Raw genomic sequence first — 21,743 nt, 5'->3', positions numbered from 1 at the left:
CCATGACTACGCCGTCATTCTTCGCGCAGTCTCTCTTCACTACGCTGTCGCGCCCGCGCGCCGCGCGCCCCGCCCTGCGCCGCTGCGCGGCCGCGCTCGCGCTCCTGTGGCTCGCGGGCTGTGCCGTCGGCCCGGACTACCACAAGCCCACGACCGAGATTCCGGCCACCTTCAAGGAAGGCGTGGACTGGCAGCGCGCCGACGCGAATCCGCAGGGATCGCTCTCCAGCAGTTGGTGGACCGTCTACGACGACCCGAAGCTGACCCAGCTCGTCGAGCAGTCGCTCAAGGCCAACCAGTCCATCGTCGCGGCCGAGGCAGCCTACCGGCTCGCGCAGGCCACCGTCGACGCCAGCGTGGCGAGCCTCTTTCCGGTCGTCACGGCGGGGCTCTCGGCCACGCGCAGCGGCACAGGCCCGGGCGCCGCCACGGGCGGCGTGAGCCCGACAACGGGCAGCACGATCGTGGGCGTGCACAACGCCGTGAGCGCAAACGTCGCCGCGAGCTGGGAACCCGACCTGTGGGGGCAGATACGCCGCGAGATCGAATCGAGCAAGGCCAGCGCACAGGCCTCGGACGCCCAGCTCGCAGGCGAGCGCCTTTCGATCGCCGCGAGCGTCGTGGACGACTACTTCGCGCTGCGCCAGGCCGATATCGACATCGCTTCACTCAAGACGCAGCGGGACATCGAGGCGCGCCTGCTCGACATCACGCGGTCGGCCTATTCCCAGGGCACGGCTTCGAACGACGACGTGCTCGCCGCGCAGGACGCGCTCGAACTCGTGTTGGCCGAGCTGCAGACCACCGAGACCTCGCGCGAGCAGGACGAGCACGCCATTGCCATGCTGGTCGGCGTGCCGCCCGCGAGCTTCACGCTCGCGCCGCAGCAGGATTACGCGTTCGGCACGCCGGCCGTGCCGCTCTCGCTGCCGTCGCAGTTGCTTGAGCGGCGGCCCGACGTGGTGAGCGCCGAGCGCTCGGCGGAAGCGGCCAACGCGAAGATCGGCGTGGCCGAAGCGGCGTTTTTCCCGGCGCTGGACCTGAGCGCGCAGGGCGGCTTCGAGCACAACACGTTCGCGCATCTGTTCTCGCTGCCAAGCCGCGTGTGGACGCTCGGCCCGGACCTTGCCGCGACGATCTTCGATGGCGGCGCGCGCACGGCTGCCGTGCACGAGGCGCAGGCAAGCTACGACGAGGCCGTGGCCAACTATCGGCAGGCCGTGCTGGGCGCGTTCCAGAACGTCGAGGACAGCCTGTCCTCGTGGAACCATCTCGCGCAGCAGGAAACGGCCTACGCGAACATCTACCAGCGCAACCAAGCGTTGTTCGCGAGCGTGGAGGCGCAGATGAGCGCCGGCACGGCCAGCGAGGCAGGCCTGCTGACGCAGCAGCTCACGCTGCTGCAGGCTGAACAGAACGTGAAGGACACCCAGGCGCAACTGGTGCAAAGCAGCGTGGCGCTGATCAGGAATCTGGGCGGCGGCTGGCAGTGGGATGAGCGCCGGGGCGCGGCAGTGGCGGCCGACGGTCCCGGCAGCGCCGGGCACGAGGCGCAACAGGTGCAATAGCATCACGGGCAGGGCGCCGCGAACAGACGCGGGCGCCCTGCCCGGCAACACCGGCTGAAAATCCGGAATCCGGTTTTACAGTCTAAACCCTGTATTTTCCATTTACAGCTTATACGTTGTATTTTGAATTTACAGCCTGCAGGCTGTATCATCCGGATAGCGATCCCCGCGCCCTGGAGATCCCCGTGGACTATCCGATCAAGACCCTCAGCCAGTTGCGCCCCATTCTCGTGGGCTTCCGCAAGGAGGCTGGCCTCACCCAGGAGGCCATCGCCCGGCGTCTCGGCATCTCGCAGCAGAGCTACGCCGCCTTCGAAGCCAATCCGGAGACGGCAAGCGTCGAGCGGCTCTTTCGCGTGCTGAGGCAGTTCGATGCCGCGATCAGGCTCGGCGCGCCCGAACCCTCCGAACGATCCGCGCCATCGACCGGTCCCGCCACGCCGCCCGCCCGCATGCAGGCTCGCGCCGGCCGGAAAGAGGCCGACGCCGCCAGCCAGCCCGCGCCCGCGAAAACGGCGTCGTCCCCCTCGCGCAAGCGCCGCAGCCCGTCGGCGGCCGGCAGCGGCACGCCACGCGCGCAGCGCCCGGCCGGCAAGACACGGGAGGACTGGTGAGCACGCGCCGCCCAGCGAACCGCCTCGACCTCTGGATGAACGGACTGCCTGTCGGGTATTGGGAAAACGTCCGCGGCGCCGAGCGTCTCGTGTACCTGGAGAGCTGGATCGGCGACGAGCAGGGCCGCCCGCTCTCCCTTTCGCTGCCCTTCACGCCCGGCAACCAGCCCTACCGGGGCCGGATCGTCTCCGACTACTTCGACAACCTGCTTCCGGACAGCGACCGGATCCGCAGGCGGATCGCCGTCCGCTACCGGACCGGCGGGACCTCCCCGTTCGAACTGCTCGCGGCACTGGGGCGCGACTGCGTGGGCGCACTGCAGATACTCCCCGCCGGAGAAGAGCCCACGGGACTCACGCGCATCAAGGGGCGCCCGCTCGGCGAGTCCGACATTGCAGCACTCCTCAGGGAAACAACGGCCGCCCCGCACGCGGGCGAGCCCGAATCCGCGGACAACCTGCGCCTCTCCATTGCCGGCGCCCAGGAAAAGACCGCGCTGCTCCACCACGGCGGTCAATGGCTGCTGCCCGAAGGCAGCACGCCCACCACCCACATCCTGAAGCTGCCGCTCGGTCTCGTGGGCAACATGCGCGCCGACATGCGCACGTCGGTGGAAAACGAATGGCTGTGCTCGAAGATCATCGCCGCCTTCGGCCTGCCCGTCGCGCACTGCGACATCGCCCGCTTCGACGACGCCAAGGCGCTCGTGGTCGAGCGATTCGACCGGCGCCTGGCGAGCGACGGCAGATGGATCGTCAGGCTTCCTCAGGAATACCTGTGCCAGACAACGGGCACGCCTGGACTCGGCAAGTACGAGGCCGACGGCGGCCCCGGCATCGAAGGCGTGATGGCCGTGCTCGACGGGTCCGCGCGCGCAGCGGACGACCGCCACGACTTTTTCCTCTCGCAGATCGTCTTCTGGCTGCTTGCGGCAACCGACGGCCACGCCAAGAATTTCAGCATTGCCCTGCTCTCGGGCGGCCGGTATGTCTCGACGCCGCTCTACGACGTTCTTTCGGCCCACCCCATCGTGGGACGCGGCCGCAACCATATCGCCCCGCAACGCGTCAGTCTCGCGATGGCGGTGCGCGGCCGGAACCGGCACTACCGCATCGACGAGATCGCTCCGCGGCACTGGATCGCCCAAGGCCAGCGAGTGGGGTTCGCCGCCGGGGAAATCGGGCAGATGATCGCGCGCGTGGCGGCGGACACGCCCGGCGTCATCGAAGCTGTTTCGGCGCAGATTCCCGCCGACTTTCCCGAAGACATAGCCGAGGCGATCTTCTCAGGCATGCGCAGGCTCGCGGCGCGGCTCCATTCGTGAGCGGACCGACGCCGCTTACAATCTGCCGGATAGACGACAACCCACACGATCACGCGATTCGCCGATGAATGCGCCGCAACGCTACCGCCCGCAACTGGAAACGACCGGCTGGTTCCACGGCCTGCCGGCCGGGCTCAAGGACTGGCTGATCGCCCACGGCTCGCTCATGACGCTCGACAAGGGGCAACGGCTCTATCGCTACGGCGACCGGTCGAACGGGCTCTATGCGGTGCTGGGCGGCGGGCTCACCATCGGCACGGTCGGGGCCGACGGCAAGGAAGCACTCCTCGCCGTGCTCGGCCCCACGGCCTGGATCGGCGAGATTTCGCTGTTCGACGGCCTGCCGCGGCCGCACGATGCAACGGCCGCCAGCCGCACCCTGCTCATGCACGTGCCCGAAGCAGCGCTGCTCACCCTGTTGGAAACGACACCCGCGTATTGGCGCGACTTCGCGCTGCTGATGGCGCAGCGGTTGCGCCTCTCGTTCGCGAACACCGAAGACATGACGCTGCTGCCCGCCGCGCAGCGGCTCGCGAGCCGGCTGCTCTCGATCGCGGGCGGCTACGGCGGCCTGCACGAGCGCGGCGAGCGCATCCGGCTCTCGCAGGAGCGTCTCGCCTCGATGGTGTCGCTGTCGCGGCAAACCACCAACCAGTTGCTCAAGAAGCTGGAGAGTCAGGGGATCGTGGCCCTGAAGTCCGGGGAGATCGCGATCCTCGACTTTGCGAGGCTTGGTGCCGCAAGCCGCGGCGAAGGCGATTCCGATACTGCGTAGCCGCTCAAGCCGCTCAGAGGCCCACGGCAAAACGGTCGAACGTGACGGCTTCGCTGGCGCGAGGCAAGGCCGCATCGAGCCTGCCCACGGCCTCCAGCAGCCGGCGGCCGGCCCTCGTCAGCGACAGGCGGCGGTCGCCGCCGGAACGCGATTCGAACGAAACCAGGCGGCGTTCGAGCAAGGTGCCGAGTTCGGTGCGATTCATGTCGATCTGGTCCGGCGAATGACGGACCAGCATCAGCGTGGCAAATTCGTGCGGGCTCAACATCGGGTCGTCTCCCAGTAACAGTCATGCCGCAACCAGGGGCACAGGGCCGTGTATGTTCGGGGAGAAATGTGACAGACGCATGAATGTCACAAAAAATTCGTGCCGCGACCCACGGCGTTCGATCCGCCTCTCAGGCCTCCGCCATGCGCCGGATTCGCCCCGGCAGCAGCAGCGCCGCGCCGAATGCCAGCAGATGCAGTCCGGCGAGCGCCACGAAGACCGGAAGATAGGACTCCGAACGCGCGCTGCCCGGGTGCTGCGTCGCCAGCGAGACGACCACGGCCAACAAGGTGGTCGCGACGGGTCCGCCCAGTCGTTGCGCGATGTTCAATGCCGTGTTCGCCACCGGAATCCGCGCTTTGGGAATCGAGGCATACGCGGCCGATATGGCCGGTATGCTGATCGTGCCCTGCCCCACACCCGCCGCGAACAGGCCAATCACGGCCCACACCGCCGAGAAGCCCTGCCCGGCCATCCACGCGAACGCGACCGTGCCGAGCAACGCCAGCCATGCTCCGCCCGCCGCGACTGCACGACAGCCGAATTTGTCGCTCAGGAATCCGAGCGTAGGGAACGAGCACATCATGCCCACGCCCGTCACCGCAACGAGCCAGCCCGCCTGCGAGGCGGCCAGCCCGCAGCCCGCTATCAGGTAGAGCGGCACGGCAAGCTGACGGCCATACAGGATGGCGTTGGCAAAAAACTGCGTGAACGCGGCAATGGAGAAAATCCGGTCCGCGAAGACCCGCACGTCGATCAGCGCCGTGCCGCCCTTGCGCACCGAATGCCACAGGAATCCCGCCAGCAACGCCGCGCCGGTGAACAGGAGCCACAGTCCTTCGGGATGCGAAGCATTTTGCAGCCCGTCAATGAGTGCGACGAGACCCGGCGAGATCAGCGCGAAACCGGTGAAATCGAACGGACGCTTCTGCAAGGCGCCGCTATCGCCGGGCAGCAGCGACGCCGCCAGCACGACACCCAGCAGGCCGACCGGTACGTTCAGATAGAAGAGCCACGACCACGTTGCGTGGGCAAGGATCGCACCGGCCAGGACCGGGCCCACAATGGGAGCGAGCAGTATGGGCAGGCTCGCGTAACCCATCACGCGCGCCATGTTCTTCCCCGCCGCCCGCGCGATCATCATCTGCGTCATGGGCGCCAGAATGCCGCCGATCAGCCCCTGGAATACTCGCGCCCCGGTCAGCTCCGCGATGGTTCGCGATGCACCGCATAGCACCGACGCCACGGTGAACATCGAAAAGCAGATCATGTAGAGCCGCTTTGCGCCGATGCGGTCGACCAGCCAGCCGTTGAGCGGCAGCATGAGCGTCATGGCCAGCAGATAGCCGCTCACGATCCACTGCACGGTCGCGACGGGCGAATCGAAAACGTGGGCAATCGTCGAGAGCGAGACGTTGACAACCGTCGAATCGAGTTGCGCCATGAACGGCCCGATCGTGGCGACCATCGCCACCTTCCAGACCGTCCAGTCGACCGCGGCAGCGTCGGCCGCCCTGGCCCGCTTGCCTGCCCCGCTCACGACCCGGCTATCCGGCGCATGATCGCGGCGGCCTTGAAGAGCGTCTCGCGTTCGCCGGCATCGAGTTCCGCGATCGCCTCCGAAAGCCATACCTGCTTCGCCTCGCGCGTCTTCTTGCGCAACTGTACGCCTTTCGGTGTCAGTTCGATCAGCATCTGGCGGCCATCGGTCTCGTGCGGGGTGCGCCTCACGAGACCCATTTCCTCCAGGGCCGCGACGGTCGTTCCCATCGACTGCGGCCTCATGCCTTCGGCGCGCGCCAGCGCCGCCGTGGTGGCCGGGCCCTCGCCGGCAAGACGCGACATGACGACGGACTCCGTCATGGAGAGTTCGTCCGCATGCGCTTCGCTGCGGGTACGCCGCACGAGCAGACCGATCGCCTGGATCAGTTCGAGAACGGCCTCTTCGAATGCCTTGGTACGCATAATTTCCGGAACGGTATGGAAAGGGATACCGGAAGCATGCCGGAAGCCAGCCAAACTTACAAGGCAAACTTGCAAGTTTGGCTGACTTGATTTCGCAGCGATGCCGCAGTGATACCGTAGTGACGCCTTTTTCAGCCCGTCCTCGTGGGCCGCTCCTCGCCCGCCTGCCCCGCCGCGCATTCCTCCACGAGATCGCGCAACGTCGCCGCAAGGCGCGCCCCCGGATCGTCGACGATCACGGGCCCCTCCTCGCGCCGCAGCGTGCCCACGCCCACGAGAATTTGCGCACGCGCGGTGCGCTCGCACAGCCGTCGCACGAGGTTGCGCAGATAGGGCGGCGCCTCCGGCGTGTCGAGCGACACCACGCAGATCACGGGCGTAGCGTCCGGATCCACCATGCCCGCGCGCGTGCTGCGCACCTGCTCGTAGCTCGTCGTCACGCACGGCACGCCGCGCCGCGCAAGCAACTGCGACACGACGGCCGCGACGACGTCGTCGAACGCCCCGCGGCCCGGCACGCACAGCACGGGATGGCCCTCGCCGCGCGTCGATGCGGCGCTTTCGGCACCCGGTCCTTCCGGCGGGAAATGGCGCGAGTCGTCCACGGATTCGAGGTCTTCGACGATGTCGAGCAGTGCCTGGTTGATGCGCGCCAACTGTTCGGCGGGCAGCACGCCTCGCAAGGCGTCGTTGCGCGCGAAGCGCAGCCCCTCGAACACGACCTGCTCGTAGTAGTCGATCAGCGGCATCTCCGTGAGCAGGCGATCTGCCTGCAGCAGCGCCTCATGCGGGTCGTCGGCGAGCAGACGCTGGTAGCAGGTCTGCGCCGGCGTGAGCGCGGGCTGGTCGCCCAGCAGGATGGTCAGGAAGTTGAGGCGGTCCACATAGCGGCCGAGCGTGACGATGCACAGCGTGAGCGGCGTGGAAAGCACGAGCCCGACGGGTCCCCAGAGCCAGGTCCAGAAGATCGCCGCCACCACCACCGCCAGCGGCGAGAGCCCCGAGCGGCGCCCGTAGAGCATAGGCTCCGCGAACTGCCCGGCCACGACATCGACGACGATGAAGAGGATCAGCGTCGACACGGCCATGGTCCATTGCGGCTGGATTGCGGCAGCTAGGACGGTGGCAAGCACCGCCGCGATCCAGATGCCGATGTAGGGCACGAAGCGCAACAGTGCCGCCATGGCCGCGAACAGCAAGGCACCCGGCACGCCGATACCCGCGAGCCCGACGGCAATGACCGCGCCCACCGAAACGTTCACGCCCAGTTGCGCGACGAAGTAGCGCGACAAACGCTGGGAGGCGTCGTTGATGGCCGTCGTGGTGCGATGCAGGTCCTCCGAGCCGAACACGCTGATCAGCCGGTCGCGCAGGTCCTCGCGCTGCAACAGGATGAAGATCGTCACCACCAGCACGATGAAGCCGGTTTCGAGCGGCCCGACGATCGGCGACAAGGCCCGCTGCGCGAGTTCCATGGGCGTGGGCGCGGGCGTATGAACCTCCACGGGCATCGGCACCGCGGGCGCGTTGCGTGCGGCCCGGCCGCGCGGCGGCGGCAGCGCGGGCGGGGGCGTCGGCGTGATGCGCTGCAGCGCGGTCGCGGTACGCGCCATGAGACTGTCGGCACGGCCCACGGTCTTTTCGTGGACCGTCTCCACTTTCTGTTCGATCGCCTCCTGGTATTGCGGGAGATCGGCGGCAAGCTGAACGATCTGCGCGGCGATCAGCGCGCCGGTGCCCGCCAGGGCGAGCACCGTGGCGAGAACCGCGAGGAAGATCGACAGGAACTGCCCGAGGTGCAGGCGGCGCAGCGCCGTCACGAGCGGCGCGAGCAGGAAGCTCAGCAGGACCGAAAGCGTGATGGGTATCAGCACCTCCCGCCCGAAATACAGCCCACACACCACGACCACGCCAGTGATCACGGACGCGAGACCGTGCAGCGTGGGCGAACTCGGCGGAAAAACACGGTTGCGCCGGCCATGCGGCGGCAAGGGAAAATTCATGTCGTAGCGAGGCGGTTTCATGGGGCGGCCCGGCGGACCGTTTGCGGGATCATGGAGGCTCATGACTTGCCCGGCGAGAGTTCCTGGTTGCGCGAAGCGAGGAACTGGATCAGGCCGTCGATGCCGCCTTCCTGGATCTTCTCGCTGAACTGCGCCCGGTAGGTCTGGATGAGCCACGCACCCAGCACGTTCAGGTCGTAGAGCCGCCAGCCCTGCGGGGTCTTGTACAGCCGGTAGTCGATCTCGACGGGCTTGCCGCTCGTTTGCGCCAGTGTGCGCACGACGGCGTCGGTATCGCCGGGCGCGGTGCGCATGGGCAGATATTCGATCTGCTGGTCGGGCGTGAGCTGTGCGAGCGCGCCCGAATACAGATGGATCAGCAGCAACTGGAACTGCGTGACGAGCTGCTCCTGCTGCTCCGGGGTGGCCGTGCGCCAGTAGCGCCCCATCGAGAGCCGCGTCGTGCGGCGGAAGTCCACGTAGGGCAGGATATCGCGGTCCACGATGCTGCGGATGCGGGCAATGTCGTCCGGTGCGATCGCCTGGGTCCGCACCTCGTCCAGCACTTGCTGGGTCGCGGTCTTGATGAGCGCCTGCGGATCGGACTGGTCGACGGCGCTCTCGGCCAGCGCCGGCGCGGCAGGCGCCAGCGAGACCAGCAGCACGAAAACGAGGAATAGCCTTTTCATTGAAATCTCGCAGGTGGGCCGCGCCGCTGGGGCCGCAGGGGGGGCCGCGCCGTCCTGGCCGGATCTCGCGGGCCGGGTCGCCAAAGACGCATGCGCGCCATGCCGGTCAGTCTATCGGTTCGGGGCGTGGAAGGTCGGAATGCTGCAGGGTCGGCGCCGCGCATCGTTCAATCTTGCACTGAAACATCATTTTGAAGCAAATCGCATACCAGTGCGCGACGGGGCCGCGCCGCCGGATTCCGGCCCGGCAGGGCGCCCCAATCCGGTCGCTATGCGCTTGTAAAAATTTCAGCGCCGGCAATCACGCCTCGAACGTGCCGCGATATTCCGGTGCGGCGTCCCGCCTCGTGTTGATCTCGAACATCACGCCGCCCGGCGCCCGGCAGAAGAAGCGCGAGCCGCGTCCGTTGTTGAAGACCTCCGTCTCCATCTCCACGCCCTCTTCCCTGAATCGTTCGTACAACTCTTGAACAGCTTCGAAACTCGGTAGCTCGAACCCGGCATGGAAGGCGCGAGGCCATGCGGGCGCATCGCCTTCGGCGTGGTCGATCACCACGTCGAAGCCCGGACGCTTGAGGATATACGAACGCTCCCACGTTCCAGAGATCGAGAAGCCCAGGTAGCGCTCGAAGAATGCAGCCGTGGCAGCCGTATCGGCAGAAGGAAAGCTCAAGTGATTGAGTTTCATGCTCTTGATGTCATCAGTCATCGTCGTTCTCACGTAATGCGGCAAAGGCCCCATGCCCTCGCCAACCGACGACATCAGAATATAAGCAAAAGCTCGCATTCCTCAACTCGCATTGCGAACTGGGAGACGAACCGTCCAACCTCAATCAGGACAAGGGTTTCGGCGTGCCGCTAACCTGCCGGCGCACACGTTGCTCGTTTTCAGGCGGCGGCGCGCACTGCCTGAAAGCCGTATTTGGCCCGGAGGAACCCGATCAGATTTCGATGCCGAGCGCGACGATACGCCGGTAGAGCGTTGCGCGCGCCATGCCGATTCGCGTGGCGGCCTGCGCAACGTGGCCGCCAGCCGCGCGCAAGGCATCGATCAGGAAGCGCCGCTCGAACTCGCGCATGGCGTCGCCATAGCTCGACGTTTCGATGCCTTCGCTCCCGCCGTTCACGAGTGCAGGCCCACCGCCGCCCCGCGCGACACCCTCGCCGCCACCGTCGCCGATGAAGCTCGCAAGCGAACGGCCATCAATACATTCGTTCTCCGAAAACAACACCGCACGCTCCAGGGTATTGCGCAGTTCGCGCACGTTGCCGGGCCACGCATACGAGCACAGCAGCGCCAGCGCATCGCGGTCCAGTTCGAGATGCCCCGCGCCGGTCTCGACGGTGAGCTTGTCGAGGATCGCGGAAGCGATGGCCTCGATATCGGTCAGGCGCTCGCGCAGCGGCGGCACGCGGATCGTCAGCACGTTGAGGCGGTAATAGAGGTCAGCCCGGAACCTGCCCTGCGCCACGAGCGCGGGCAGGTCGGCCGAGGTAGCGGCAATGATGCGCACGTCGGCGCGAACGATGCGATTCGAGCCGAGCGGCTCGAACTCCTGCTCCTGCAGCACGCGCAGCAGCTTGCCCTGCAGGGCGAACGGCATGTCGCCGATTTCGTCGAGAAAGAGCGTACCGCCGCTCGCCAGCTCGAATTTGCCGATACGCCCCTTGCGGTCCGCGCCCGTGTACGCGCCCGCTTCGGCGCCGAAAAATTCCAGTTCCAGCAAGGTTTCGGGAATGGCCGCGACGTTGACCGTCACGAGCGGCCCGTCGGCACGCCCCGAAGCGCCGTGTATTGCATGGGCAAGCAGCTCCTTGCCGGTGCCCGTCTCGCCCAGCAGCAGGACCGGCGAGGCCAGGCGCGCCGCGCGGCGCGCCTGCCGCTTGACCTCCAGACTGACCGCGCTCGTGCCGATGAGGCTCGAGAAGCTGTACTTGGGGCGGCGCACCTGCGCGAGCGAGTGCCGCGTGCTGATCAGCTCGGCGCGCAGGCGCGCGTACTGGCTCACGAGCGGCGACAGGCCCTTGATCTCGTTGAACAGGACGAAGCCCACCGCGCCGATCGTCTCGCCGTCGTCGTCCTTGATCGGCAGGCGCGTGACGACGATCGAGTCGCGGTCGGTTTCGAGAATGTCGAGCAGGATCGGCTCACCGGTCTGCACGACCTCGCGCATCATGCTGTTCGGAATGACCGCCTCGCAGTCGAGGCCGATGACGGCCTGCGGATCGTCGAAACCGAAACGCGCGGCGTAATCGCGGTTGATCCAGACGACCCGCGCATTGCGGTCGACGATCACGGTCCCTTCGCTGAAATTTTCGAGAGTCTTGAAGAGCGACTGCATCGCCAGCCGCCTCACGTGGTCGTAGTCGGCAAGCAGTGCGGGGGGGGCGAGTTCCATCCAGTGTTCCGTAGGGTGCGGGCCCGGTACAGGCCTTGATTCTCATTTTCGGGACGCATTATCCCAGAAGCGAGATCACGGCGCAGGCAGGCATGCGCGCGCTGCCAGAGACGGTAGTCGGCTACGATCTGCCCTCACGTCTCAAATTTGGGACGCACAGGCGCCGTGCGAAGCCAGCAAGGCTCCGCGGCATGCCCCCGGAACCCGCCGGCACACCGGTGAGCCGCTTGCAGCAAGGCCGGCCACCAACTGGCATACTCCGTGCTTAAAGCCGACGTCGCGCACAACCGCCGCGCGATCGCATGACGCGCAGACCCCGCGCGCACAAACAAACCCCTGGAGACAAGATGTCCTTTGTAATTGTGATCGCCGCTCTGGCGTTCCTGATGCTGGTGGCCTACCGCGGCTACAGCGTCATTCTCTTCGCCCCCATCGCCGCGATGGGCGCCGTTCTGCTGACCGATCCCGCCGCCGTCGCGCCCGTTTTCTCGGGCATCTTCATGGACAAGATGGTCGGCTTCGTGAAACTCTACTTTCCGGTGTTCCTGCTCGGCGCCGTCTTCGGCAAGGTCATCGAACTCTCGGGCTTTTCCGAAGCGATCGTTGCGGCAGCCATCCGGTACATCGGCCGTTCGCGCGCCAATGCCGTGATCGTCGCCGTGTGCGCGCTGCTGACCTACGGCGGCGTCTCGCTCTTCGTCGTGGTCTTCGCCGTCTATCCGTTCGCGGCCGAACTCTATCGCCAGAGCAACATTCCGAAGCGGCTGATGCCCGGCGCGATCGCACTCGGCGCCTTTACGTTCACGATGGATTCCCTACCCGGCACGCCGCAGATCCAGAACATCATCCCCACCACGTTCTTCAAGACCACCGCATGGGCCGCGCCCGTGCTCGGCACCATCGGTTCGCTCTTCATCATCGTGGTGGGCCTCGCGTATCTCGAGTGGCGCCGCCGTGCGGCCATGGCGAAGGGCGAAGGCTATGGCACCTCGCTCGTGAACGAGCCGGAGCACGTGCAGACGACCGACCTGCCGAATCCCGTGCTCGCCATCGCGCCGCTCGTGCTCGTGGGCGTGGCGAACTTCGCGCTCACCAAACTCATTCCGCAGTGGTACGGCGCCAGCTACACCGTTTCGCCCGACGTGCTGCCTGGCGTCCACACGCCCGTGAGCGTGCCCGTGAAGAGCGTGGTGGCAATCTGGGCCGTGGAAGGCGCGCTTTTGCTCGGCGTGCTGCTCGTCATCGTGACGGCGTTCGGCCGCGTGAAGGAGCGCTTTGCGGCCGGCACCAAGACCGCCGTGGCAGGCGCGCTGCTTGCCACGCTCAACACGGCTTCCGAGTATGGCTTCGGCGGCGTGATCGCGGCGCTGCCGGGCTTTCTCGTCGTCGCCAACGCACTCAAGGCCATCCCGAACCCGCTCGTCAACGCGGCCGTTTCGGTATCGGCGCTCGCGGGCATCACCGGCTCGGCGTCGGGCGGCATGAGCATCGCGCTCGCCGCCATGTCGGACACCTTCATCAAGACCGCGCAGACCATGCACATTCCGCTGGAAGTGCTGCACCGCGTGGTGGCCATGGCGAGCGGCGGTATGGATACGCTCCCGCACAACGGCGCCGTCATCACGCTGCTCGCCGTGACGGGGCTCACGCATCGCGAGTCGTATCGTGACATCTTCGCAGTCACGATCATCAAGACGCTTGCCGTTTTCTTCGTGATCGCCGTGTACTATACGACCGGGCTTGTTTGAGGGATTGGGATCGTGTGCCGGTCTCCGTCCTGGCGGGACCGGCACACGCAGCACATTGCGCGCGGGGTTACGCGCCAATGTGCAATCCTGAACGTCAGGGCGTTACGACCTGAATGGCGTGCCGCAGCTCCTGGAAGCTGCGCAAGCCCGCAAGACCCAGCTCCCGCCCGATGCCGCTCAAGCCGAATCCGCCCCACGACACCTGCGGATAGATGAGCTGCGGCGTATTCACCCACACGAGTCCCGCACGCAAGGCACGCCGATAGCGTTGCGCCATCTCTTCGCTGCGCGTGACGACCGTCGCGACCAGACCATAGCGCGTGTCGTTGGCGAGCGCGATGGCTTCGGCGTCGGTGCGAAACGACTTGACGCATGCGACAGGGCCGAAAATCTCGTCGGTCCACAAGACGTTATCGGCCGGCGGCTCGGCAATCACGACCGGCGCCATGAAGAAGCCGTCGCCGGCATCCTCCATGCTTTGCCCCTGGAATGCGACCTGCGCACCGCTGCGGATGCCGGCCTCGACGAGCGACTGGACGCGTGCGCGCTGCGCCGCTGAAATGAGCGGCCCCATCCCCACACCCTGCGTTCCCGGTGGCGCGACAACCAGCGCGTTCACCGCCGTTTCGAACGCCGCCATGAACTTGCGGTACAGGCTGTCGTGCACGAGGATGCGCGCGGTAGCCGAGCACATCTGCCCGGCGTTCGCGAACGCGCCGCCTACCGCGAGCGAGACGGCCAGGTCGACGTCGGTATCCTCGCGCACGATCAACGCGGATTTGCCGCCCAGTTCGAGCGTCACGCGCTTCATGTCCTCTGCGGCGGCGCGCATCACATGCTTGCCGGCGGCCGTACTGCCGGTAAACGAAATCTTGTCGACGAGCGGATGCCGCGTGAGCAGCGCGCCCACCTCGGCGCCGCCGTTCACGACATTGAGCACGCCCTCGGGCACGCCGGCCTCGGCGAGCAGGTCCACGAGCGCGTGCTCCGTGGGCGAGGTGAGCTCCGAAGGCTTGAGCACGACCGTGCAGCCGGCCGCGAGCGCGGGAGCCAGCTTCCACGCCGTCGTCACCATCGGGAAATTCCATGGCACGATCAGCGCGGCCACGCCGACGGGATCGTGAAAGCGCTCTGCCGCCACATCGGCACCCGGAAGCGGCACCGACTCGGCCTGGAACGCGGCAGCCTGCGTACAAAGTTCGGCATACCAGGCAAAAGTCGCTGCAACGTCGCTCACGTCGGTCGAGGCCTCCCCAGGAGGCTTGCCGCTCACGCGCATCTGCAGCACGGCCAGTTCGTCGCGCCGGGCCTCGACAAGATCGGCGACCTTGCGCAGGATTGCGCCGCGCTGCGCCGGCGTGGTGTCGCGCCAGCCGACAAAGGCCTCGCTCGCCGCGCGTACGGCCCCGTCGATCTGCGCGGCGCTCGCGCTCTCCTGCCAGCCTATCGTGGCGCCAGTCGAAGCATTGCAGACCGCACTGCGGCCTTCGGCGCCGCTCGCATACGCCGCCCGTCCGGCAATACGGGCGGCAGGCAGCACGGGCAATTCGCCCGCGCTGCCGTCGAACCATTCGATCCTGTTCATCGCATGCGCCCTCAACGATAGTGAACGCCAGGCATTATGCAGAGCATCTCGTAGGCGAGATTCGCGCCCACGAGTGCCGTCGTGCTCGCCTGGTCATAAGGCGGCGAGACCTCCACGAGATCCGCGCCGACCACATTGAGTCCCTTCATGCCGCGCACGATCTCCAGCCCTTGCTGCACGGTCAGGCCACCCACCTCGGGCGTGCCCGTGCCCGGCGCGAAGGCGGGATCGAGCCCGTCGATGTCGAAGCTCAGATAGACGGGCGTATCGCCCACGCGCGCGCGCACCTCTTCCATCAGCGGCGCGAGCGAGCGGTTCCAGCAGGCCTCGGCCTGCACCACCGTGAAGCCCTGCGCGCGGCACCAGTCGAAGTCGTCGGCGTGATAGCCGGTGCCGCGCAGGCCGATCTGGGTGACCTTGTCGCATTGCAGCAGCCCGTCTTCCACGGCGCGGCGAAACGGCGTGCCGTGGGCGATCTTCTCGCCGAACATGGTGTCGTTGACATCGGCGTGCGCGTCCACGTGCACGACGGCCACCTTGCCGTACTTCTTGTGCAGCGCGCGCAGGATCGGCCACGCGATCGTGTGATCGCCGCCGAGCGTGATGGGGCGGCAGCCGTTGGCGACGATGCGGTCGTAGGCGGCTTCGATCAGGCGGATCGAATCCTTGAGGTCGTAGGGATTGGTGGCGACGTCGCCGATATCGGCCACCTGCAGCGAATCGAACGGCGCCGCGCGCGTCGCCATGTTGTACGGGCGAAGCAGTACGGACTCCGTACGGATCTGGCGCGGACCGAAGCGGGCGCCGGAGCGGTTCGAGGTGCCGATATCGAGCGGCACGCCAACGAAGCAGGCGTCGAGTCCCTCGGTGGTGGCCGCGTGCGGCAGCCGCATCATCGTGGCGATGCCGCCAAAGCGCGGCATGTCGTTGCCGCCGAGCGGCTGGTTGAATTCGTGCGTCATGGCGCCGGTCTCCTCATCGGTGAAAACGATCGAGCCGATGATAAGTGGAGAACGTGCGCGCAAAAATTCCAAAGACGCGGTGTTTACATCGAAGTTATCGATGTAAACACCGCGTCCTTTCCGCGAAAGCGAGGGATTACCCTGGGATCGTGTCAGGCTGCGTAAGGCCCGCCGTGGCGCGAATGCCGCCCTGCTCGCAAGCCGCGGTCACTCGCGCCACGAGTTCGCGCTTGTTGCCCACGCCGAGTTTCGCAAACGCGCGCTTCGCATAGGACTCCACCGAAGCGTGCCGCACGCCGAGAATCTCCGCGGTTTCAGGCAGGGTCTTGCCGGAGATGAAGTGCTTGCAGGCCTCGTACTCGCGTTTCGACAGACGAATGCCGCCGGCCGCGACCATGGCGTCGAAGCGGGTCAACGGTACGTCGGTGGATTTTCTCTGCGCAACGAGCCTTGCCGCTGTCGTGGACGCGTGCAACTCCAGCGCGGGAAAGAGAAAGTCGCTGACGCAACGAAACTGCCGCATCTCTTCGAGCGAAAAGGGCGGGCGGTCCAGCGACCGTTCGAGCGCGATCGAAAGCTGGGCAAAACGCGTACCGCGGGCCAGCACGCATTCGTGCCCGATCGAAACGTCGTCGTAAATACGCTTGCGGAATTCGCCGGGAGGAATCGCCTCGATGTCGCGCACCACGAGCAAGGTGCCGATCTTGCCGCGTATGCCTGCGAAAAGGGGATCGTTGGCCTGGAAGCGCTCGTAGTAGAGCGTCATGACCTCCGAAATCTCCGTGTCGGCCCGTTCGATACCACTGCTGCCTATCCATTCGCAGCGATAGCCCGACGGCATCGTATCGTCCACGCGCGAGCGCTCCACGTGTGCGACGTCGATTGGAATCACGCTATTGAGGAACCTGGCCAATTGGGGCACGAAATCAGGTGTGCCGATGACCTCGACCATATCGCCCATCGACTTGAACGTAACGGGAAGAGGATCGGTGTTTTTACTGGAGGGGGAAGTATTTAGCAGCATGCCGTTCTACCTTTGGCAGTTCCCGCCAGTATAGCAGCGCCTTTCGCGCGGTTGGACCGCTCCGCCGAAAGCGGGGCGCCCTCGCGATAAAAGCCACTTTGCCCCCCCGAATCCGGGGCATACCGGGCAAGCCGGAATCGATAACTTCCTGCTTACCTTATCGACGGTTGAGTGAGACATAAAAATGAGCAAGCTGATTCAGGACATCGTATTGCTGGGCGCAGGCGAAGGCGAATTCACCAGGCTGGAATTCGGCATGGACGAAATCGACTGGCGCGGCGCGGCGGGCGAAACCCGCAACTACGTAGCCGGCTGGTGGGAAGGCAAGGTCGGTTCCGTCGACTTCCCCGAAACGAGCGCCGACGAAGCGGTCTGGCTGACCGAAGGGCGCATTGCGCTGACCGACGTTGCCGGCAACCGCAAGGAATTCAGCGCCGGCCAGGGCTACCTGCTGCCCGCCGGCTTCGCCGGTCGCTGGGAAACGCTCGAAGACGCCAAGAAGTTCTACGTCGTGCTCGAACGCGCGTAACTTTGCGCCGCGGCGCGCCACTATCAGAAAGATCATGAGTGAAATCATGGAGAGGAGAACGGCGGCAAAGATGGCCGCCCGGGACCGGCGCGCGCCGGTGACGCCGGACGTCGAAGCTGCGCTTGCGAACGCGAAGCTCTCCCCGTATTGGCTCGACAATCCGGCTGCGCCCGCTGCCGAGCCGGCACTGACCGGCGAAACGAAAGCGGACCTGCTCATCGTCGGCGGCGGCTTCACGGGCCTGTGGGCAGCGGTGCAAGCGAAGGAACTGATGCCCGAACTGGACGTCGTGGTGATCGAGGCGAACCTCGTGGCCCACGGCGCCTCGGGACGCGCCGGCGGCATCATCTCCACCTCGGTGATGCACGGCCTGCCCAACGCGGTACGCGTGTTTCCCAACGATATCGACCAGCTCGAACAGTTCGGGCAGCACAACCTCGATGGTTTCGAGGCTACACTCAAGCGCTACGGCATCGATGCGGACATCGAATGGAACGGCGAAATGACCGTGGCCGTCGATCCCGATCATGTGGAACATCTGCGCGCCGACTACGAGCTTCACAAGAGCCACGGACACGACGTGACGCTGCTCGGCCGCGAAGCAACCCGGGCACAGCTCGATTCGCCGCTTTTTGCCGGTGCGCTGTGGTCGCGCAATCGCAGCGGCATCGTGCATCCCGCGAAGCTCGCTTGGGGCCTCAAGCGCGCCGCGCTCTCGCTGGGCGTTCGCCTTTACGAGCACACGCCCCTCGAAACCGTCGCCGACGAAGGCGGCACGGTGTACGTGACGACGCCCAGGGGGGGCGTGCGCGCGCCGCGCGTGCTGTTCGGCAGCGGCACGGCCAAAGTGGGCGTGTCCGACATCAACCGCCGCGTGATGCAGGTGCGCGACCACGTGCTGGCCACCGAGCCGCTCACCGACGAACAGCTCGCGCGCATCGGCTGGACGAATCGCCAGGGTATCTACGACACGCGCACCCAGCTCAACTACTTCCGCCTGACCCGCACCAACAGCATCATCTTCGGCGGGCTCGTGAGTTACCACTTCGACGGCAATCCGGATCCGCAACAGGATCGCCAGCGCGAAACATATACGCGGCTCGCGCAGGCGTTCTACAAGACGTTTCCGCAGCTCGCCGACGTGCGCTTTTCGCATGCGTGGGGCGGACCGATCGATTATTGCTCGCGCGGTTCTGTCTTCGCGAAGCGCTACCTGGGCGGCAAGGGCGTGTTCGTCGCGGGCTACACGGGCTTCGGCGTGGCCGCGAGCCGGTTCGGCGCCTTCATGGGCCTGAACATCCTCTTCGATCGCAACAGCCCTGAACGCAAGCTCGATATCGCCAACCAGAGTCCGACGTGGATCCCGCCGGAACCGTTCCGCTGGATAGGCGCAAAGATCACCTTCCACGCGTTCGACGGCGCGGATGCGGAAGGCGGCTGGAAGCGCGCGTGGATCAACGGGCTGAAGTCCATGGGCTTCCCGATGTAAGCGGTCGACGGCCTGCGCGCACCGGTTGCGTAGCGCCAGGCAGTCCGAATTGCAGGATGCGTCACGATGTTTTCGAATACCTCTGACCTCGATTTGCGGCTGATCCGCGTGTTCCTGGCGGTCGTGGACGCCCGCGGAATCACGGCAGCCGAAGCCTCGCTCGGCGTGCGCCAGTCGACGATCAGCACGCAGCTCTCCGTGCTCGAAGCACGCGTGGGCTTCAAGCTTTGCGAGCGGGGACGCGGCGGCTTTCGGCTGACCTCGAAGGGCGAGCGCTTCGCCGCGACGGCTCGCGAACTGATGGGCGCCACGAGCGAATTCGTGGCGCGCGTACGCGAGATCGACCGCAAGCTCGTGGGCACGCTGTCGATCGGCCTGATCGGCCACGCGCCGCTCGTCGAAAACGCGCGGGTGGCCGAAGCCATAGGCGCATTCCAGCAGCGCGACCAGGCGGTAAGCATTTCGATGAAGGTGAAATCGCCCCAGGAGCTGGAGGAAGGGCTCATCAATCGCCAACTGGATCTCGCTATCGGCTACTTCTGGCATCGTGCGCCCGGGCTCGTCTATCAGCCGCTCTTCACCGAAAGACAGGTCATTTACTGCGGCCGCGGGCATCCGCTCTTTCATGCGAAAGCGCCGGTCACCGCGGAAGACCTGAGGGGCAGCAATTGGGTATGGCGCAGCTACCCAATACCGGAAGAGCAGACGGGGTTCGCGGAGCGCCGCGTGACGGCGCACGCGGACAGCATCGAGGCAGCGACGATCCTGATCATGTCGGGCGGCTATGTCGGCTACCTCCCTGCCCACCACGCAGCCCCGTTCGAGCAGAGAGGGCTTATCCGGGCACTCGGCAAGGCGGAATTCAGCTTCGATGTGCCGCTGCATCTCGTCACGAGGCGTAGCGCGGCGGCAAGGCCGATTGTCGACGCGTTTGTCGAAGATCTGCTCGACGTTTATGGACAAGGCGCCGATGCCTGTCATCGGTCCGATCGAGTGGTCGCGAGGTCGGTCTCGACAGCGAGTTCCGACGAGGACGAACCGGTGCTGAGCGGGTAGCAGCGGGTAGCAGCGGGTAGCGGCAGCATCGGGCCTCGCGATAGCGTAGCCCCAATGAAAAAATCCGACGCCGCGCCGCACGTCATGTGCAGGCCGGGCATTCCACAGGAGTGGGAGACAATGGTTGCAAGCAATTTCGTGCAAGTCGAGACATTCGGCTTCGAACCTCTTCGCGATCTCTCGCGTCACGCGCGATCGATCGACCTGTTCGATTTGCTGTTCGGCGAAATCGACACGTTTTCCAGTTCGGCGCCCGGCCGCTATCCAGCGCCGGTCCGGCTTTCCGCGTTCACGATCGCGCTACGAAAGCGATCGTCGCCGCGAACGTCGCGGCCCGCACCTTCATTCGCGGCCTGACCGGCCGGCTCCGTTTGTCATCCCCTTTGCCCCCCTTTGTCACGCCGTTCGCCCTGCAGTTTGCTCGACGGGCGGCGGCATCGCCCGATCATTATCTTCAGGAAATACCAGCATGAGTCTTTGCCATCTTCGTCGTGCGACCGCTGTGGCGGCCGCCACCTTGTTTGCAGGTCTCTCCGTCGCCGCGAGCCAGCCTGCCCAGGCGGCCGACGACGTCTTGAACGTCTATAACTGGTCCGACTACATCGCAAAGGACACGATTCCCGATTTCGAAAAGCAAACGGGTATCAAGGTCAAGTACGACAACTACGACAGCGACGACACGCTGCAGGCCAAGCTGCTCGCGGGAAACTCGGGCTACGACATCGTCGTGCCGTCGTCGAACTACATGGCCAAGCAGATCCAGGCCGGCGTGTACCAGAAGCTCGACAAGTCGCAGATTCCGAATCTGAAGAACCTGAACCCGACGCTCATGAAGATGATTGCCGATAGCGACCCGGGCAATCAGTATGGCGTGCCCTGGGCCTATGGCATCGACGGCGTCGCCTATAACGAGCAGGCCGTCAAGAAGGCCCTCGGCGACAAGGCGCCGGTGGACAGTTGGGCTCTCGTGTTCGATCCGCAATACCTCTCGAAGCTGAAGGGTTGCGGCGTCTCGTTCCTCGACCAGCCCGCCGACGTGTTCGCGGCGACCCTGCAATACCTGCACAAGGACCCGAACAGCACGAACCCGGCCGACTACCAGGCTGCCTTCGAAGTCCTGAAGAAAGTTCGCCCGTACATCACCCAGTTCAATTCGTCGGGCTACATCAACGACCTCGCCAACAACGACGTCTGCGTGGCCGTGGCGTATTCGGGCGATGTCGGCATCGCGCGCCGCCGTGCCGAGGAATCGAAGCGTCCGTACACCATCCGCTTCTCGAACGTGAAGGAAGGCGGCGTGCTGTGGTTCGACATGATGGCCGTGCCGAAGGATGCACCGCATCCGCAAGCCGCGATGAAGTGGATCAACTACATCGAAGATCCTAAGGTTAACGCACAAATCACGAACGAGGTGTTTTATCCGACGGCCGACGCTGCCGCTCGCCCGTTCGTGACGCCGGCCGTCGCCCAGGACACGAGCATCTACCCATCCGAAGAGGACATCAAGAAGATGACCTTGCTGAAGTCGCTGCCGATCGAGATCCAGCGCCTTGAAAACCGTCTGTGGGCTCAGCTCAAGACGGGCCACTGATTATCTGAAGAAGAGACAAAGGAGACATTGCGATCATGAAATCGACGCCTTCAGTCAACGCCCGTCAGGCCGCGCCCGCACCGGCCGCCACGTCCCGGGACGCGTTCGTCCGCATCGAAAACGTCGTCAAGAAGTTCGGCGAGAGCACCGCGG

General features: G+C 65.8%; 20 protein-coding genes and 1 pseudogene. 11 read left to right on the top strand and 10 right to left on the bottom strand.

From position 1 onward, the window contains the following. Positions 1-2: 2 nt before the first annotated feature. The 4 genes from V8683_RS24050 to V8683_RS24035 all read left to right on the top strand — a co-directional run bounded on the left by V8683_RS24050 (position 3) and on the right by V8683_RS24035 (position 4,282). A complete protein-coding gene (locus V8683_RS24050; protein WP_411192740.1) occupies positions 3-1,568 on the top strand; it encodes an efflux transporter outer membrane subunit in 1,566 nt (521 codons plus the stop codon). A gap of 185 nt (positions 1,569-1,753) precedes the next feature. Then, on the top strand, positions 1,754-2,182 hold the full coding sequence (locus V8683_RS24045; RefSeq protein ID WP_411192739.1) for a helix-turn-helix transcriptional regulator: 429 nt from the start codon (positions 1,754-1,756) through the stop codon (positions 2,180-2,182). Continuing rightward, positions 2,179-3,507: a type II toxin-antitoxin system HipA family toxin gene (locus V8683_RS24040; RefSeq protein WP_411192738.1), complete on the top strand. Its 1,329-nt coding sequence runs from the start codon at positions 2,179-2,181 to the stop codon at positions 3,505-3,507. The genes V8683_RS24045 and V8683_RS24040 overlap by 4 nt, the downstream gene beginning before the upstream one ends. Before the next feature lie 64 nt (positions 3,508-3,571). Next, positions 3,572-4,282 (top strand): Crp/Fnr family transcriptional regulator, encoded by a 711-nt coding sequence (locus V8683_RS24035; protein WP_411192737.1) that lies wholly within the window; start codon positions 3,572-3,574, stop codon positions 4,280-4,282. A gap of 13 nt (positions 4,283-4,295) precedes the next feature. Here V8683_RS24035 and V8683_RS24030 read toward each other — a convergent pair whose 3' ends face one another. From V8683_RS24030 to V8683_RS24000, 7 genes are all read right to left on the bottom strand, one after another. Then, entirely contained in the window at positions 4,296-4,550 is a 255-nt protein-coding gene (locus V8683_RS24030) for a hypothetical protein (protein WP_411192736.1), read from the bottom strand. 130 nt (positions 4,551-4,680) lie between these two features. Beyond that, positions 4,681-6,090 carry a DHA2 family efflux MFS transporter permease subunit gene (locus V8683_RS24025; protein ID WP_411192735.1) on the bottom strand — a complete coding sequence of 470 codons (1,410 nt, stop codon included), beginning with the start codon at positions 6,088-6,090 and terminating at the stop codon, positions 4,681-4,683. Continuing rightward, entirely contained in the window at positions 6,087-6,515 is a 429-nt protein-coding gene (locus V8683_RS24020; RefSeq protein WP_411192734.1) for a MarR family winged helix-turn-helix transcriptional regulator, read from the bottom strand. The genes V8683_RS24025 and V8683_RS24020 overlap by 4 nt, the downstream gene beginning before the upstream one ends. A 131-nt stretch (positions 6,516-6,646) precedes the next feature. Next, positions 6,647-8,518 carry an AI-2E family transporter gene (locus tag V8683_RS24015; protein WP_411193510.1) on the bottom strand — a complete coding sequence of 624 codons (1,872 nt, stop codon included), beginning with the start codon at positions 8,516-8,518 and terminating at the stop codon, positions 6,647-6,649. Between the two features lie 59 nt (positions 8,519-8,577). After that, positions 8,578-9,207: an MlaC/ttg2D family ABC transporter substrate-binding protein gene (locus tag V8683_RS24010; RefSeq protein ID WP_411192733.1), complete on the bottom strand. Its 630-nt coding sequence runs from the start codon at positions 9,205-9,207 to the stop codon at positions 8,578-8,580. Between the two features lie 301 nt (positions 9,208-9,508). Further along, a complete protein-coding gene (locus V8683_RS24005; RefSeq protein WP_462849546.1) occupies positions 9,509-9,916 on the bottom strand; it encodes a VOC family protein in 408 nt (135 codons plus the stop codon). Positions 9,917-10,148: 232 nt separating this feature from the next. Next, positions 10,149-11,606 (bottom strand): sigma-54 interaction domain-containing protein, encoded by a 1,458-nt coding sequence (locus tag V8683_RS24000; protein WP_411192731.1) that lies wholly within the window; start codon positions 11,604-11,606, stop codon positions 10,149-10,151. A 347-nt stretch (positions 11,607-11,953) separates the two neighbouring features. Between V8683_RS24000 and V8683_RS23995 the strand changes: the two genes are divergently transcribed. Then, the gene (locus tag V8683_RS23995) at positions 11,954-13,354 is read left to right on the top strand and encodes a GntP family permease (RefSeq protein ID WP_411192730.1); all 1,401 of its coding nucleotides are present in this window, start codon (positions 11,954-11,956) and stop codon (positions 13,352-13,354) included. Between the two features lie 94 nt (positions 13,355-13,448). Here V8683_RS23995 and V8683_RS23990 read toward each other — a convergent pair whose 3' ends face one another. The 3 genes from V8683_RS23990 to V8683_RS23980 all read right to left on the bottom strand — a co-directional run bounded on the left by V8683_RS23990 (position 13,449) and on the right by V8683_RS23980 (position 16,925). Beyond that, complete coding sequence (locus V8683_RS23990; protein WP_411192729.1) at positions 13,449-14,939, bottom strand: aldehyde dehydrogenase family protein; 1,491 nt, start codon at positions 14,937-14,939, stop codon at positions 13,449-13,451. Positions 14,940-14,950: 11 nt separating this feature from the next. Then, positions 14,951-15,901, bottom strand: a complete 951-nt coding sequence (speB, locus tag V8683_RS23985) for an agmatinase (protein ID WP_411192728.1) — start codon at positions 15,899-15,901, stop codon at positions 14,951-14,953. 136 nt (positions 15,902-16,037) lie between these two features. Then, a complete protein-coding gene (locus tag V8683_RS23980) occupies positions 16,038-16,925 on the bottom strand; it encodes a helix-turn-helix transcriptional regulator (RefSeq protein WP_411192727.1) in 888 nt (295 codons plus the stop codon). A 184-nt stretch (positions 16,926-17,109) separates the two neighbouring features. On the opposite strand from V8683_RS23980, the gene V8683_RS23975 reads away from it, so the two are divergent. The 6 genes and pseudogenes from V8683_RS23975 to V8683_RS23950 all read left to right on the top strand — a co-directional run. Continuing rightward, a complete protein-coding gene (locus V8683_RS23975; protein ID WP_411192726.1) occupies positions 17,110-17,454 on the top strand; it encodes a cupin domain-containing protein in 345 nt (114 codons plus the stop codon). A gap of 70 nt (positions 17,455-17,524) precedes the next feature. Further along, positions 17,525-18,943: an NAD(P)/FAD-dependent oxidoreductase gene (locus V8683_RS23970; protein WP_411193508.1), complete on the top strand. Its 1,419-nt coding sequence runs from the start codon at positions 17,525-17,527 to the stop codon at positions 18,941-18,943. Positions 18,944-19,009: 66 nt separating this feature from the next. Next, complete coding sequence (locus V8683_RS23965; protein WP_411192725.1) at positions 19,010-19,999, top strand: LysR family transcriptional regulator; 990 nt, start codon at positions 19,010-19,012, stop codon at positions 19,997-19,999. 120 nt (positions 20,000-20,119) lie between these two features. Then, entirely contained in the window at positions 20,120-20,356 is a 237-nt protein-coding gene (locus V8683_RS23960) for a hypothetical protein (protein ID WP_411192724.1), read from the top strand. 112 nt (positions 20,357-20,468) lie between these two features. Continuing rightward, complete coding sequence (locus V8683_RS23955) at positions 20,469-21,590, top strand: polyamine ABC transporter substrate-binding protein (RefSeq protein ID WP_411192723.1); 1,122 nt, start codon at positions 20,469-20,471, stop codon at positions 21,588-21,590. A gap of 35 nt (positions 21,591-21,625) precedes the next feature. Beyond that, positions 21,626-21,743: pseudogene (locus tag V8683_RS23950) on the top strand (polyamine ABC transporter ATP-binding protein); the annotation flags it as partial.

This window comes from Paraburkholderia sp. AV2 (assembly GCF_054968425.1).
Note: the sequence above shows the minus strand (reverse complement) of the source record. Positions and strands in the feature narration are given on the sequence as shown.

Coding starts and splice junctions, on each gene's coding strand:
- V8683_RS24050 (WP_411192740.1), top strand. CDS start 3: ATGACTACGCCGTCATTCTTCGCGCAGTCTCTCTTCACTACGCTGTCG.
- V8683_RS23975 (WP_411192726.1), top strand. CDS start 17,110: ATGAGCAAGCTGATTCAGGACATCGTATTGCTGGGCGCAGGCGAAGGC.
- V8683_RS23980 (WP_411192727.1), bottom strand. CDS start 16,925: ATGCTGCTAAATACTTCCCCCTCCAGTAAAAACACCGATCCTCTTCCC.
- V8683_RS23970 (WP_411193508.1), top strand. CDS start 17,525: ATGGCCGCCCGGGACCGGCGCGCGCCGGTGACGCCGGACGTCGAAGCT.
- V8683_RS24035 (WP_411192737.1), top strand. CDS start 3,572: ATGAATGCGCCGCAACGCTACCGCCCGCAACTGGAAACGACCGGCTGG.
- V8683_RS23990 (WP_411192729.1), bottom strand. CDS start 14,939: ATGAACAGGATCGAATGGTTCGACGGCAGCGCGGGCGAATTGCCCGTG.
- V8683_RS24030 (WP_411192736.1), bottom strand. CDS start 4,550: ATGTTGAGCCCGCACGAATTTGCCACGCTGATGCTGGTCCGTCATTCG.
- V8683_RS23995 (WP_411192730.1), top strand. CDS start 11,954: ATGTCCTTTGTAATTGTGATCGCCGCTCTGGCGTTCCTGATGCTGGTG.
- V8683_RS24005 (WP_462849546.1), bottom strand. CDS start 9,916: ATGACTGATGACATCAAGAGCATGAAACTCAATCACTTGAGCTTTCCT.
- V8683_RS24015 (WP_411193510.1), bottom strand. CDS start 8,518: ATGAATTTTCCCTTGCCGCCGCATGGCCGGCGCAACCGTGTTTTTCCG.
- V8683_RS24000 (WP_411192731.1), bottom strand. CDS start 11,606: ATGGAACTCGCCCCCCCCGCACTGCTTGCCGACTACGACCACGTGAGG.
- V8683_RS24020 (WP_411192734.1), bottom strand. CDS start 6,515: ATGCGTACCAAGGCATTCGAAGAGGCCGTTCTCGAACTGATCCAGGCG.
- V8683_RS23965 (WP_411192725.1), top strand. CDS start 19,010: ATGTTTTCGAATACCTCTGACCTCGATTTGCGGCTGATCCGCGTGTTC.
- speB (WP_411192728.1), bottom strand. CDS start 15,901: ATGACGCACGAATTCAACCAGCCGCTCGGCGGCAACGACATGCCGCGC.
- V8683_RS24010 (WP_411192733.1), bottom strand. CDS start 9,207: ATGAAAAGGCTATTCCTCGTTTTCGTGCTGCTGGTCTCGCTGGCGCCT.
- V8683_RS23960 (WP_411192724.1), top strand. CDS start 20,120: ATGGTTGCAAGCAATTTCGTGCAAGTCGAGACATTCGGCTTCGAACCT.
- V8683_RS23955 (WP_411192723.1), top strand. CDS start 20,469: ATGAGTCTTTGCCATCTTCGTCGTGCGACCGCTGTGGCGGCCGCCACC.